A 14,264-nucleotide genomic window follows, 5' to 3' on the forward strand; every position below is an offset into this window, starting at 1 on the left:
TACGTTCCTGTTTCCTGGTACATAGAAAATCTAAAAAAAGGCAGAGGTGTAGGCGATGAGTGGCGTTCATCCTTATTTGCGAATGAATGGCAATGGGCAAGAGGCCGTTAAGTTTTATGAAGAGGCATTGCGCGCAGAGGTTGTTGGCGTCCAGACATTTGGTGAAATGCCGTCCAACCCGGAATTTCCGCTCCCTGAAGAAGCGAAGCATCGGGTCATGCATGCGATGCTAAAAGTCGGTGCTACCGTTCTTATGCTGTCGGACACGTTCCCGGGTGATGCTTATCAGCTGGGAAACCAAGTTGATGTAGCACTTATTCTCGATGAAGTCAGCCAATCAAAGGCTGCATTCGAGAAACTTCAAGTAGGCGGCGATGTGCTCATGCCACTTCAAGAAACGCCTTGGAGTCCTTCCTACGGACAAGTAAAAGATAAGTTTGGCGTTACATGGCAGATTTCAACAGAAGTTAAGCGTTGAATTGCGTCGACTTGGCGCACGGAAAGCTTTACAGAGCGTCAAAGGCAGCTTTGACTAATTAGGCACCCCAGCAGTTTTAAATGCTGGGGTGTTTGTGCATGTGTGCTCGGATTGTACACAGGAGGTTGAAAACAGAATTGAGCAACTTGCGTGTGAAAAAAGGCAAAACAAAAAGGTACATGAACGGCTGGTATGTCTGAATTGGATGCCAGAAGTCCTGCTGACTTTGAAAATGACGTCGAAGCGATTTTTCGCGAAAAGGATGCCGATGATGAATTCCTGTATTGGTTCTCGATTCAAAGCGAAGGCGGAGCGATGGTCGAAGAATTGAATCACGAAATCGACTGCGTTCATCTAAACTATTGGTACGAATGTATCATTGAATCCGTTCATGTACCAACGCTGGCACCGCAGGTTGAGATGATCCCCAAGCGAATACGGCGGTTGACGAGCTAAAGGACTATGCAATCCATAGAAGAGCGATAAAAGCAACGAAATTGGGAAGGCCTAAAAGAAACAAGCGGCTCATCATACCGGTTCGTTCGTTCCTGCTTTTCTTGTCTTCAGTTGCGAAGTTCGCACGGTTGCGGTCGCCACTGACTAATGCGCCGGAAGCTAGAGCGGAAATAAGCAGACAAACAATACCGATGACGGCGGCAATGCTTGCGAAGAAATCACGAAAAGGCGATAGAGCGCCGATGACAAAGAGCAGTATGGCTATGGTTAATCCGGTTGCAAAGAATTTCAATTGGTTCACCTCAAGTGTTTTGTTGGGAGATTAGTGCGCGATAAAAATGGCATAGACAATGAACGCTACCGCTGCAATGACGATCAGGGACATACATCCTGGTTTTCCGATAAATACGCGATCGAAATTGTCTTTTCTGTTCTTGTTCGATTCGAACATGCTGCACTCCTTTGCATTAACAAATCATTACGATTTTCTTACTGATTTTTCTGTATTTACAATCTATTATACATGATTGCCGGAAAAAATGCTGCCTCGGTGGTGTCATGATAACGAATGCATCGTTGAGATTTCCGATTCCTCTGCATCATCTTTCGAGGTGGTCCCCCATTTTATTACGTGGAACAGCAGCAATTCATGTCCTCGCTTAATTCTCAATTATAAACGATAAGACAAAACGTGAATTCCTTTTGAATATAATAAAGTAATGATTATTAATTGATAAATAGTATATATAAAATCATCTGGATTGATTCTGAGTTCATTCATTCTTAATTGTGATTTTTAACGAAATAATCCTATAATACGGCGATTAACAATGATAATCATTCTTTGTTATCAGCGTAATTAATTGTGATTATCATTATCAATTAAAAAATATAAATGATAATAAAGGCTTGAATTTCTAATAACAAGTGCTACAATTTTATGTATAGAATAAATGTTTCCTCGATGAAAATTAGAGCTTTTATTAATAGTGATCATTGGAAGGGAGCGCAGAGTCATGTCAATGATGGAGAATAACGTCGAAAAATTGAAACTGAGATTGAAAGAGAATGAGACGCTAAAAAAATTTTTTCGTAAAAGTACATTAGCTCAGAAAGTTAACGTCCTGCGCGCGAGCGTGATGGGGGCGAATGATGGAATTATTTCCGTTGCCGGCATTGTTTTAGGCGTTGCCGGAGCAACAAATAATAATTTTGCGATTTTTATAGCCGGAATCGGTGGCTTGCTTGCGGGAAATATCTCGATGGCAATGGGAGAGTATGTGTCGGTCCATTCGGAACGCGATGCTCAGGAACGAGCGACACGAAAAGAGAAGCAATTATTGGCAACAAATTATGACCAACAGTATCAATACATTTGCAAGCGGTTGGAGACGTCGGGGATTTCTCATGAGCTGTCTGAACATGCGGCTCAAGAAATGATGGCGCGTGATCCGCTCGGAACGGTCGTTCGTGAGAAATATGGGTTTGATCCAGCACAGTTCACAAGTCCGTTTGCGGCCGCACTGGCTTCGATGCTGTCGTTTACACTGGGAGCATTGCTTCCCCTTATGGCAATGACCTTGTTGCCCGCTCAATGGAAGACCATTGGAACGATGCTCGCTGTCGTATTCGCGCTCATGATTACAGGGTACAGCGCCGCTGCCTTGGCGCGCACCAATCGATCCCGCAGCGTCTTTCGCAATGTAGTGGCGGGCTTGCTGACGATGCTTGTCACTTACTTTATCGGAAGTCTATTTGCCTAAGGATTCAGGAGATGAGTTTCATTGATTCAGAGTAAGGTAACGAAACAGACCATGAGTGAAAAATTAAATACACTAAGAGCCGGCGTGCTCGGTTCGAATGATGGAATCTTGACCGTTGTCGGCGTGCTGTTCAGTGTGGGTGCGGCAACGACGAACCACTTCACAATCTTGATCGCCGGATTATCCGACTTGATTGCCTGCGCGTTCTCAATGGCAGCAGGAGAATATGCATCGGTTAGTACGCAAAAAGATACGGAACATGCGGTTGTGGAAAAAGAACGGTCACTGCTTGAAAGCAATCGTGCGCTTCAGCTGCAGCAGGTTGCGGACTATTATCAAACGAAAGGGGTAACAAGCAAAACAGCGTACGCGATTGCCCAAGAACTGATGGTACGCCGCCCATTACAAACCGTTGTCGACGTAAAGCACAACATTCAATTGGGTCATTATATGAATCCTTGGTTTGCCGCATGTGCCTCTTTGATCTCTGCGGCGATGGGCGGCTGCCTGCCCCTTCTCGCCCTTACCTTTCTTCCTGGAAACGCGCAATGGCCGGGAACAATCGGTGCAGTCATTCTGTCCGTAGCACTTACCGGGTTTCTTGGCGCGAAGCTTGGCCGAGGATTTGTTAAAAAAGCGATTATTCGTAATGTGATCATAGGGATTGTTACAATGCTGATCCATTATTACGTCGGTGTGCTGATTGTTTGAAAACAGCGTGCCCGTCATGATTTAAAGGCGGGTTAGGGTTGTGGCGCAAGGAGGCTGTAGTCCCGCTCTTTTCAACGAATTCGTGACAATGGATGCGCCTAATTAAATTATTCGGATAAAAATACTAAGAATTATCTTGACGCTTGCAATTATTTTAGATACACTCAATACACCAACTGAATCATTCTTATCAAGAGCGGGGGAGGGACTGGTCCAATGAACCCCGACAACCAGCATTTGCACGATGTATGGTGTCACATCCAGCAGATTCATTCTGAGAGATAAGAATAATAGCAGCGAACGTTGCGACGGCTATTTTTCTTCGACTCAAGAAAAATAGCCGTTTTTCTGTACACGATTCGTGTAAGGGCAGCGTTCGCGGGCAAAGTTCCATGGTATTCCAACATAATAACTTGTTCAAAAATAAGACCGTACTTGAAGATGTAACGGAAAGTCTTAGTGTCGTCTCGAGAAGAACGAGGAACTGGTCGAGGATTCGAAACCAAAAGAACGCTTTGAAAACAGCAAACGTGTGCGCACGCAAGCTTTTCTGCAAAAACTGACGTATGAGGAGGATTGACATGACTCAGATTAAGGAAACTTTGCAAACATTAGAACCGCTCTTTCACTGGTTTCATCGCCATCCGGAACTCGCGCTTAGCGAATTTGAAACAACGAAAAAAATCAAACAGGTGCTGACCGAGCACGCGATTGAGCTTTTGCCCAACCCGCTGGATACCGGTGTTTTCGCAAAGATCGGTGGCAAGCATGACGGACCATTGATTGCGCTTCGAGCGGATATTGATGCACTGCCGATTAACGAGGAGTCAGGGCTGACCTACTCTTCTGAGTATCCCAATCGGATGCATGCCTGTGGTCATGATTTTCACTTAACCAATTTACTTGCGACAGCCATCGAATTGAAAAAAATTGAAGATGAGCTGAACGGAACAGTCTTGCTTATTTTCCAACCGGCGGAAGAAGTCGATCATGGTGCAGACAAGGTTGTGCAGACCGGCATCTTAGAGGGTGTGGAAGCGATCTTTGGTCTTCACGTCAATACAGAACTACGGGCGGGCGTTGTGGGTATAAAAGAAGGCAATTTGAATGCCGCGGTTGATCGCTTCTTTGTTTCGTTTACAGGAAAAGGAGGGCATGCCGCTCATCCTGAAGATGCGAATGATGTGATTGTTGCGACAGGGCAGTTGATCGGTGCCGCTCAATCAATTGTCAGCCGCAATATCAGTCCTTTCGAACCAGGTGTGGTGTCGATTACACACATTGAAGCTGGAAAGACATGGAATGTCCTACCGAGTACCTCCTTGCTTGAAGGGACGGTTCGCTCATACGCGCCAAGCGTTCGCGGGCAAATCAAAGCCCGTTTGCAGGAGGTGACGCGTGGCATAGCCGCTACCAATGGCATTAGCGGTGCATTTAAATGGGTGGATGGTGCGCCGGCCGTGGTGAATGACCACCGCTTAACGAAACTGGTTGCGTCTGTAGCAAAGGAGCAGAACTTTGATGTTGTTCCTCTGAATCCAAGTATGGGCGGCGAAGATTTTTCATCCTATCAACAGGTGATTCCCGGCACCTTTTTCAATGTTGGTGTTTCTTCGGACTATCCGGTGCATAACAGCAAATTTAAGGCGGATCCGAAAGCCTTTGAAACATCCGTTCCTCTTTTCATTGCATTAGTCAAAGCCTATTTTGAAAGGGGCTTAAGCGATGGTGAAACGCTTCTATCCTGATTTTTTAACGATGTGTTCGGACCGATCATGCAGCCGGGGTCGAGCGCCAGTTTTGCCGGGACCAGCCGTGTTGGACGAGTGGCTCATTATGTGGTTAAGTCGCCACTGCTTTAAAGCGTAGCCTGAATTGAGCGGATAAAGCAGATCGTTTTACACAATCTGAAAATTCTGCTAAAATATAAAGATGAGCGCTTCTTCCATTGTTATTCATAGTAATCGGACAGCACCTAGAAAGGTGTTTTTTTGTATCTTTATATTTAGGATCGTGGGCAGAAAGTTGCAGATGAGCAAAGTTTATCTAAAAAATGAAAGGATGATGCATCAGTAATGGAAAAAGACAAGAGTTTGGTGGTTGGATGAAAAAATGGCGAATCGATATGCAGGCGAATGATCGGGTCAATGGAAAACTTGTACTCACCATTTACCGCTTTGGCAACTGGCTGTACGAAGATTTTAAAGTCCCGGTGTTTCATTGGCTGCTTTGGTGGAGTTATAAGATTTTGAATTTAGTTATTGCAAAGGGGTTTTGCAGTGCGGACATCCCTGCAAGTACCAAAATCGGTGCGGGTCTTTACTTAGCTCACGGCGGCAATGGAGTTGTCATCCACGAACGGTCGGTCATCGGCGAGCGCGTATCAATCCTTCAGCAAGTGACGATTGGTGAAAATTCTCATCACAGAACACATCCTGATGTTGGACCGATCATCGGCAGCGATGTTTATATCGGCGCCGGTGCCAAAGTGGTTGGGCCGATCAAAGTCGGCGACAGCGCAATTATCGGAGCAAACGCTGTCGTTTTAAAGGATGTCCCAGATATTGCTCGGGCAGTCGGCATCCCGGCCCACATCATCAAAAGCGATAAAATCATCTATACACGACATTCCCCCTCAGTAAATTTAAGGAAGAAGTAAGAACTCAGCCGTTCAGCACGTCTCATCAAAAGGCATCTCCCAACTGGCGGAGCTTCATGATCACGCCCAACCTTGACAAGGCAAGGAACGTCAACTGAAAAGCAGCATGTGTCAAAAATTCGTGATCCTCGAATGCAGATAAGTGCTCAGAGGCGGTCGGACTTTACAAACGGAGAGCGTTTAACTAAACTAAAGGTAATCAAACGAACGGAAGGGTGAACCAAGGGCCGATGAAAAACTAATCCTATTTTTGAAGCTGATAACTGAGGGACGTTGAAACAGTAGCTTTTTTCTGTCTTCATGCCTTCAGTCGGATGTTCAGAGTAGGATGGTTTTCTTCGCTCGTGCCCAAAAAGAGTGGATCTCTTTTTGCTGTTCACCAAAGTGATGCCGCCTATTCTGAAGCCGGATAGGGGGCATTTTTCTGTCCCCGGATATTGAATGAAAATGGGGATGATGCAATGGTTTTACTTGAGGCAATGAAGATCAAACACTCGGTCAAAGATCGGCTACTGTTTGCCATCGATCAATTATACGTGCATGAGAAGGATCGGATTGGTCTGGTTGGACGAAACGGAAGCGGGAAGACGACACTGCTCAATATACTTGCGAAAAAGCTGACTCCGGAGGAAGGAACCGTGATCCAACGGGCATCATGTGACCTGCTGCCTCAGCTGAAACGCGCGGATACGACCAAAAGCGGCGGTGAAGTGACGCAGGCATACATTCAGGAGGCACTGCTTAGGGCGCCGGAACTCTTGCTCGCTGATGAGCCAACCACAAATCTTGATCTTGAGCATATTGAGTGGCTGGAAAAGAAATTGAATGCCTGGCAAGGCGCATTGATCCTTGTGTCGCATGACCGTGCCTTTCTCGACCACTTGTGCACGACAATCTGGGAGATTGAGGATGGGAAGCTAACGAAATACACGGGCAATTACAGCGCCTACGAAAAACAAAAAGAAGCCCAACGCGCCGAGCAGCAACTTGCTTATGAAAAATATGAGAAGAAAAAGCGCCAACTGGAGGATGCGCTGCAATTAAAGGTGAGGAAAGCTGAGCGGGCCACGAAAAAGCCGAAACATGTGAGTGCATCCGAATCAAAGATTACAGGTGCACGGCCCTATTTCGCAAAAAAACAGAAGAAGCTGCAGAAAACGGCAAGTTCCATTGAAACACGCCTGGATCAATTGGAAAAGGTTGATAAGGTTAAAGAAGTCGAACCGATCAAAATGGCTTTGCCCAATGCCGATGCATTTAAAAACCGAATCATTTTTCGCGTGAAGGATGTATCTGGGCAGATTGGCGAACGGGTGCTGTGGAAGCGTGCACGTTTTCTTATTCGCGGCGGCGATAAACTGGCAGTCATTGGTCCGAACGGGAGCGGGAAGACGACACTGATTAAAAAAATCATTCACCAAGAAGCAGGAATTTCACAATCGCCTTCGGTTAAAATTGCTTATTTCAGTCAGAACTTGAACATTTTAGATGAAAAACAGTCGATTCTTGAGAATGTCCGTGTCTCATCCAAACAGAGTGAAACCTTGATTCGAACGGTACTGGCACGGATGCATTTTTACCGCGATGCTGTCGAAAAACCGGTTGACGTACTTAGCGGTGGTGAACGCGTCAAAGTCGCGCTAACCAAACTCTTTTTAAGCGAGATGAATACACTGATTCTGGATGAACCGACGAACTATCTTGATTTGGAAGCCGCTTCAGCGCTTGAATCACTGCTTAAGGACTATGAAGGAACCGTGATCTTCATCTCCCATGATCGTCGCTTTATTGAGCGTGTCGCGACGCGGGTGCTTGAGATCCGTAATCAGAAAATCACCCTTTTCGAAGGAAGCTATCGGCAGTTCCGAAACCGGAAACCGAAAAAGAAACACGACGTGAAACAGGACCAGCGGCTGATTATTGATACAAAGATGACCGAGGTGCTCAGCCGGTTGAGTATTGAACCATCGTCTGAATTGGAGGAAGCGTTCCAGAAGCTTTTAAAAGAAAAGAAAGAGCTTGAACAGTAAGCGAGAAAAGGCAGACGATAACGGGCAATGATGCATTAAATAGGATAAAGCTGGCCAATCAAAGCAGATACGAAAACGCAGCGCGAGCAACGCAAGAAAACGAGCGGAGGGAGGGTGAATCCCTACCGCTCGTTTTTTGTCGCACGGCAATTAGGATTCTGGAAAACAACGCGCTTTATTTAAACAATGCTTGTTTTTCCCAAAGCACCGGGATGCATTGGCTGTGAAAATTTATTTTAAAGCATCTTTTGCTTATCCGCTCGAATCGATTTACTGATAGTATAGAGAAAGGTTATTAAGAATTGGAGGAGCGTTACGTGGAATTTTCAAAGAAAGTGGCCGCCATCCATCCATCGCCGATTCGGGATATGATGGTGCGTGCCGCGCGTATTGATGATGTCATTTCGTTTGCGGTTGGTGAACCGGACTTTCATTCAGCACCGAATGTGATTGAGGCAGCAAAAAGCGCTCTCGATAATGGAGAAACTAAATATGCGCCTGGCGCAGGAATGACAAAGCTGCGGGAGGTTTATGCAGCCTACCTCAAAGAGGCCATCGGTGTTTCTTATGAGACGGAAAACTGTCTCGTGACAACGGGCGGCATGGGCGCGCTTTTTCTCGGTTTGACCACACTTTTGAATTCTGGGGATGAAGTCATTTTCAGTTCGCCGTACTGGAGCAATTATGGGCAGCAGATCGTGCTTTGCGGTGGCAAGCCTGTTGCGGTTGATGTCGATGAAGCGCATGATTTCGTGATTGATCCAGTTGCCATTGACAAGGCAATCACTGCGAAGACAAAAGTAATTCTGCTAAACTCACCGAGCAATCCGACCGGCAGTGTGATTGATGCAGCATCGCTGCGCGCGATTGCTGAGATTGCGGTGAAACATGACCTTGTTGTGATCAGTGATGAGGTGTATCGCCACATTCTCTTTGATGGAGAAACGTACACAAGTATCGCCTCTTTTCCTGGAATGAAGGAACGTACGCTGATTATCGACAGTTGCTCGAAAACCCATGCGATGACCGGTTTCCGTGTTGGTTTTGCAACCGGACCGCTGAATTTGATTCGAGAGATGACGAAGATTACCGAGGACGTTTGGAGCTGCGTGAATACTTCTGCCCAATTCGCGGCGATCGAAGCGTTCACCCGCGGAACGGATTACCGTGAAATGATGGTCGCTGAATATGAAAAGAGGCGTAATTATATTTATCAACGGATTAATGCGATTGATCGTCTGTCTTCGATTAAACCGATGGGTGCCTTCTACCTTTTTGCGAACATTACAAAGACGGGACTTGCCGCAAAGGAATTCTGTGATCGTCTGCTCGATGAAGCGCATGTCGCGGTCGTTCCCGGTGACCATTTCGGGACGCATGCTTCAGGATACGTCCGCATTTCCTATGCAACGTCGATGCAAAAGATTAAAGAGGGTATGGACCGAATCGAAGCGTTTGTCAATCGGTTGTAAGATGTGGAAATGAATCACTAGGAGGGATACGTGATGGAGTTAGCAATAGTTACCGGCGGATCACGCGGACTCGGGTATGAGACGAGCCGTATCCTGCTTGAGCGCGGGATTCGGGTGATCGGCATCTCCCGCAGCATCAACGCGACCATTGATGCACTCATTAAAGGGAGCAACGGGCATTATGTGCATGTTGCAGCGAATCTTGCAGATGCATCCGATGTTTCATCCGCCATGCAGCAGGTCTGTGCGCGGATCTCATCTGAGAAACCCGAAAAAGTATATGTGGTCAATAATGCGGGAACTGTGGAACCGATTGAACGGTTGGGCTATTTAGATGCCCCAGCGATTCAGCAAGCCATTCAATTAAATATGCTTGCGCCGATGTTAATCAATAACCGCATACTGCAGCAACTGGACGGTGAAAAAACGGAACTAGTGATTGTCAACGTGACTTCCGGTGCCGCAGAACGGGCGATCCATGGCTGGGGCGTCTACTGCACGACCAAAGCGGCGATTGATATGCATACGAAAACAGCAGGGCTGGAACAGGAACAGGCCGGGTTGCCGCATAAAGTGATCGCCTTCAGTCCGGGAATTATGGATACTGAGATGCAGGAAACGATCCGAAGTACAGCAGCAGAAGCATTCGCCGACCATAGTACTTTTGTAGGCTTTAAAGAAAACGGTAAGCTGCGTCCACCTGCAACGGTTGCAGGTACGTTAGTCAACTTGATATTAAATGAACCGTTAGTGAATGGGAAAGTTTATGATGTGAACGACTTTATTTCATTGTAAGAAAGTCTAGAGATGTCGAGGAAAAGAGGACAAGAGGGCTGACGCGGAGGAAGTTGAAGCAGCTGCCTACTGGTACCGAACCGCTCTGTGATGTGAGTCATCTGAGCGTCCGCACTCAGAATAATTGGATGGACAGACGTTTTTTTACCCCTTCTTCCAATTTTGTCACTGATTATTCGAGAAAAAGTAGAAAAAGGGTTTGAAAATTTTTCTGAAAAGAGTAATAATGAAAAGACATTTGCGGAAAGAATCAAATAAGTAGGGGTTGCTGTTGCTTCATGAAAGTAGTTAAATTTGGAGGAAGCTCACTGGCTTCCGGAGTACAAGTCGAAAAAGTATATCAAATTGTTTCATCAGATCCTGAACGTAAAATCGTCGTCGTATCCGCTCCTGGAAAACGCTATGCGGACGATGAAAAAGTAACCGACCTTTTGATCAGCTGCGCTGAACGCTGTTTGAAAGGTGAAGATACGCATGATCTAGTCGATACGATTGTCGGCAGATACCAAAGCATTGCTGAAGAACTTCATCTTGCCGATACAATTATCAGAAAAGTCAAAGATGATCTGCTCAGTCTGCTTGCAAGCGACAAGACCAACCCATCCGCCTTTATTGAAGCGGTTAAGGCGAGCGGCGAGGATAATAACGCCAAGCTTGTTGCTGCCTGCTTTAAACATAAAGGCTTGAATGCTCATTATGTTTCACCAAAAGAAGCAGGTTTGCTTGTCAGCAATGAGCCCGGCAACGCGCAGGTGCTCCCTGAATCGTATGAACGGCTTTACGCATTGCGCGATCAGCCGGGAATTATCGTATTTCCAGGTTTCTTTGGCTATAATACCGACGGCGAAGTGGTTACATTTTCGCGCAGCGGATCGGATATAACCGGATCGATCTTGGCAAATGGGGTAAAAGCGGATCTCTATGAGAACTTCACCGATGTTGATGCCGTTTATGCGGTGAATCCGCATCTTGTTTCTCATCCGAGAGAAATTTGCGAACTGACGTACCGTGAAATGCGCGAACTTTCTTATGGCGGTTTTTCTGTTTTTCATGATGAAGCACTGATCCCGGCTTTCCGCGTAGGCATTCCGGTCAACGTGAAGAATACCAACAATCCGGAGGCTCCAGGAACGAGAATTGTGAGCGAACGCAAAAATACGAACGGGCCGGTTGTCGGAATTGCTAGTGACGACGGCTTCTGCAGCATATACATCAGCAAATACCTCATGAATAAGGAAATCGGATTCGGACGCAAGGTGCTCTGTATTTTAGAAGACTATGGCTTGTCCTTTGAACATATTCCCTCGGGGATTGATGATATGACGGTTATTCTTCGCCAAAGCCAGATTGATGAAACGCTTGAAAAGGAGATTACCGCGCGTCTCATCGAGGAACTTCACGCCGATGAAGTTCATGTTGAACACGACCTTGCGCTGATCATGATGGTGGGCGAAGGGATGAGACAAAAGGTCGGTACAAACGCACGCGCATCAATGGCATTAGCCAATGCTCATATTAACATTGAGATGATTAATCAAGGTTCATCGGAAACGAGCATGATGTTCGGCGTTAAGGAAGCGGTTGAAGATCGGGCGGTACAGGCCCTTTACGAAGAATTTTTTTCGACTGCTAAAGTATGAGCGGAATAAGCAATGGAAGAAGCTCCGGATCGGGGCTTTTTTTTATAGGTAAAGACAATTTATAATTTTGCCTTGCTGGGACGATGATAACGGCATAAAAGTGGAACTTTCGCTAATTGTAAGAGGAACTTCTGCTAATTATAAAGGAACTTTCGTAATTGTAAGGGAACTTCCGCTAATTATAAAGGAACTTTCGCTAAGGACGCATACGTCCTGTATGCAACGCGAAAGTCACCGCATCCTGCGGAAGTACGTCCTGTGCACAACGCGGAAGTCACCGCATCCTGCGGAAGTACGTCCTGTATGCAACGCGAAAGTCATCACATCCTGTGAAAGTACGTCCTGTGCACAACGCAGAAGTCACCGCATCCTGCGGAAGTACGTCCTGTGCACAACGCGGAAGTCACCGCATCCTGCGGAAGTACGTCCTGTATGCAACGCGAAAGTCATCACATCCTGTGAAAGTACGTCCTGTGCACAACGCAGAAGTCACCGCATCCTGCGGAAGTAAATAGGCGGAAAAAATCCTTTTAATTTGAAAATAAAACTAAAAATTAGCTTAAATAGACGGAGAGCTTCCGCTTATCGACTTGAAAAACGCGAAAATGAGGGGTTTGCTTTGCATAAGCGGAAAACCTCCGCTTATGTACCCCCGAAACGAGCTCCGTTCTGTAGATAACCGAAGAAACTCCGCTTATTTTACGAGTTACTTAATTAAGACCCAGAATGCTTAATGAAAAAGAAGTGAAATGGATGGGACCAGTGTCTTAGCCAAGAATTAAAGCGGAGGTGCCTGGCGCCAGCGGGATCGCGCCTAGTTGATGCGTGCCAGCGAGACCCCGCAGATTCCTGCCCTGTCTGAGGGGGCTCGCGGTGCGCCCGCGGCAAGCGAGCGATCGGAGCGTACACAAAAATAAGATTGGTTTTTCTTATGTGAAAAATCCCGGGTAAAGCCAATCCGCAAAAAAAGTAAAGGAAATGATTTTTGTTGCATGAAGAGCAGTTATCTTTTAATATAAGTGTATAATAATATAAGTGTGAGTGAATATAGACAGGAGTTGAATCGATGATCGGCACAAATGCACGTGTTTCGGAACTTGCTGCGTTGCTTAAACTGCTTGGCGATCAAACACGCTTGACTCTCCTTTCCTATTTGAAGCAAAGAGAACTATGCGTGTGTGAACTTGTGGATGTCCTAAATGTCTCACAACCGGCAATCAGCCAACATCTTAAAAAGCTTCGGCTTGCGGGTATCGTTCAAGAACGGAAGCAGGGGACATGGGTCTATTATAGCCTGAATCAGCAGCTGCCGGATTATGTGTCGGTAATTCTCAAAGCTCTGCCGGATCAACAGCTACCAAGCTGCGACAATCCGAAATGCTGTGAATGAAACGACTGTTGAAGCTGAGCACAGGTAAATCCAATAAGGGAAGGAACAGTGACCATGAGCAAAAAAATCATTTATTTTCTCTGCACCGGCAACTCCTGCCGCAGTCAGATGGCTGAAGGATTTGCCAAAAAGTATTTAGCCAGCGACTTTGACGTATATTCTGCCGGGATCGAAGCGCACGGCTTGAATCCCAAAGCGGTGAAGGCGATGAATGAAGTCGGTATCGACATTTCTGATCAAAAATCGAAACGTATTGATCCGCAGCTGCTCAGCCGTGCTTATCTTGTTGTGACGCTGTGCGGCGATGCTGAGGATCGGTGCCCAAGGACTCCGCCGAATGTGCGGCGCGAACATTGGGGTTTTGATGACCCGGCAAAAGCTGAAGGAACGGATGAAGAAAAGTGGCAGGTTTTTCAGCGGGTACGTGATGGAATCGGTGCACGGATTAAGCGGTTTGCTGAGGAAGATAAGCAGTCCAATCACTAAGGAGATGTCAGCGATGAAATCCATTCAAATTTTCGAGGCGGCGATGTGCTGTGCAACGGGCGTTTGTGGACCAAGTACTGATTCAGAGTTGATTCGGATCACTTGTGCAGTACGGAATATCCGGCGTAAGGAATTCGATATTGTACGCATGAATTTGACCAGTAATCCGGATGCCTTCGTAGCGAATTCACTCATTCGGGATTTGCTGAAAAAGGAAGGTACAGAGGTTCTCCCGATAACACTCGCAGACGGAAAGCTTGTGAAAAAAGGAAGCTATCCGACCAACCAGGAACTGGCAGAATGGTCGGGAATTGCGCTTGAAGCGATCAATAAAAAGCAGCACTTTCAATTCAAGCTGAATATGAACCAATAAGGGAAAGAAGG

General features: G+C 46.3%; 14 protein-coding genes, 1 pseudogene and 1 riboswitch. Of the genes and pseudogenes, 13 read left to right on the top strand and 2 right to left on the bottom strand.

Annotation, left to right across the window (positions count from 1 at the left end; all coding sequences use genetic code 11):
• Positions 1-55 precede the first annotated feature (55 nt).
• Positions 56-478 carry a VOC family protein gene (locus tag K7399_RS14755; RefSeq protein ID WP_028976920.1) on the top strand — a complete coding sequence of 141 codons (423 nt, stop codon included), beginning with the start codon at positions 56-58 and terminating at the stop codon, positions 476-478.
• Between the two features lie 125 nt (positions 479-603).
• Positions 604-934, top strand: a pseudogene (locus K7399_RS16330) (DUF6176 family protein).
• Positions 935-938: 4 nt separating this feature from the next.
• On the opposite strand, the gene K7399_RS14765 reads toward K7399_RS16330, so the two are convergent.
• Together K7399_RS14765 and K7399_RS16190 are read right to left on the bottom strand one after the other, a co-directional pair.
• Complete coding sequence (locus tag K7399_RS14765) at positions 939-1,226, bottom strand: DUF5316 domain-containing protein (protein ID WP_028976921.1); 288 nt, start codon at positions 1,224-1,226, stop codon at positions 939-941.
• A 30-nt stretch (positions 1,227-1,256) separates the two neighbouring features.
• Positions 1,257-1,385, bottom strand: a complete 129-nt coding sequence (locus tag K7399_RS16190; RefSeq protein WP_263282748.1) for a hypothetical protein — start codon at positions 1,383-1,385, stop codon at positions 1,257-1,259.
• 565 nt (positions 1,386-1,950) lie between these two features.
• On the opposite strand from K7399_RS16190, the gene K7399_RS14770 reads away from it, so the two are divergent.
• The 11 genes from K7399_RS14770 (at position 1,951) to arsD (ending at position 14,253) form a co-directional block, all read left to right on the top strand.
• Positions 1,951-2,697, top strand: a complete 747-nt coding sequence (locus K7399_RS14770) for a VIT1/CCC1 transporter family protein (RefSeq protein ID WP_010023627.1) — start codon at positions 1,951-1,953, stop codon at positions 2,695-2,697.
• Between the two features lie 21 nt (positions 2,698-2,718).
• A complete protein-coding gene (locus K7399_RS14775; RefSeq protein WP_010023626.1) occupies positions 2,719-3,408 on the top strand; it encodes a VIT1/CCC1 transporter family protein in 690 nt (229 codons plus the stop codon).
• 184 nt (positions 3,409-3,592) lie between these two features.
• A riboswitch (SAM riboswitch) is annotated at positions 3,593-3,696 on the top strand.
• A 293-nt stretch (positions 3,697-3,989) separates the two neighbouring features.
• Positions 3,990-5,156: an amidohydrolase gene (locus tag K7399_RS14780; RefSeq protein WP_051577903.1), complete on the top strand. Its 1,167-nt coding sequence runs from the start codon at positions 3,990-3,992 to the stop codon at positions 5,154-5,156.
• 356 nt (positions 5,157-5,512) lie between these two features.
• The gene (locus K7399_RS14785; protein WP_010023624.1) at positions 5,513-6,067 is read left to right on the top strand and encodes a serine O-acetyltransferase; all 555 of its coding nucleotides are present in this window, start codon (positions 5,513-5,515) and stop codon (positions 6,065-6,067) included.
• Positions 6,068-6,528: 461 nt separating this feature from the next.
• Complete coding sequence (locus K7399_RS14790; protein WP_028976923.1) at positions 6,529-8,097, top strand: Vga family ABC-F type ribosomal protection protein; 1,569 nt, start codon at positions 6,529-6,531, stop codon at positions 8,095-8,097.
• Between the two features lie 317 nt (positions 8,098-8,414).
• The gene (locus tag K7399_RS14795) at positions 8,415-9,569 is read left to right on the top strand and encodes a pyridoxal phosphate-dependent aminotransferase (protein ID WP_028976924.1); all 1,155 of its coding nucleotides are present in this window, start codon (positions 8,415-8,417) and stop codon (positions 9,567-9,569) included.
• 33 nt (positions 9,570-9,602) lie between these two features.
• Positions 9,603-10,364 carry an SDR family NAD(P)-dependent oxidoreductase gene (locus tag K7399_RS14800; RefSeq protein WP_010023619.1) on the top strand — a complete coding sequence of 254 codons (762 nt, stop codon included), beginning with the start codon at positions 9,603-9,605 and terminating at the stop codon, positions 10,362-10,364.
• A gap of 278 nt (positions 10,365-10,642) precedes the next feature.
• Positions 10,643-12,004, top strand: coding sequence for an aspartate kinase (locus K7399_RS14805; RefSeq protein ID WP_010023617.1), 1,362 nt, complete (start codon positions 10,643-10,645; stop codon positions 12,002-12,004).
• A 1,066-nt stretch (positions 12,005-13,070) separates the two neighbouring features.
• Entirely contained in the window at positions 13,071-13,394 is a 324-nt protein-coding gene (locus tag K7399_RS14810; RefSeq protein WP_010024591.1) for an ArsR/SmtB family transcription factor, read from the top strand.
• 54 nt (positions 13,395-13,448) lie between these two features.
• Positions 13,449-13,880: an arsenate reductase (thioredoxin) gene (gene arsC / locus K7399_RS14815; protein WP_028976925.1), complete on the top strand. Its 432-nt coding sequence runs from the start codon at positions 13,449-13,451 to the stop codon at positions 13,878-13,880.
• Between the two features lie 13 nt (positions 13,881-13,893).
• Positions 13,894-14,253 (top strand): arsenite efflux transporter metallochaperone ArsD, encoded by a 360-nt coding sequence (gene arsD / locus K7399_RS14820; protein WP_010024593.1) that lies wholly within the window; start codon positions 13,894-13,896, stop codon positions 14,251-14,253.
• Positions 14,254-14,264 lie beyond the last annotated feature (11 nt).

Source organism: Sporolactobacillus terrae, assembly GCF_019930545.1.
GTDB classification, from domain to species: domain Bacteria; phylum Bacillota; class Bacilli; order Bacillales; family Sporolactobacillaceae; genus Sporolactobacillus; species Sporolactobacillus terrae.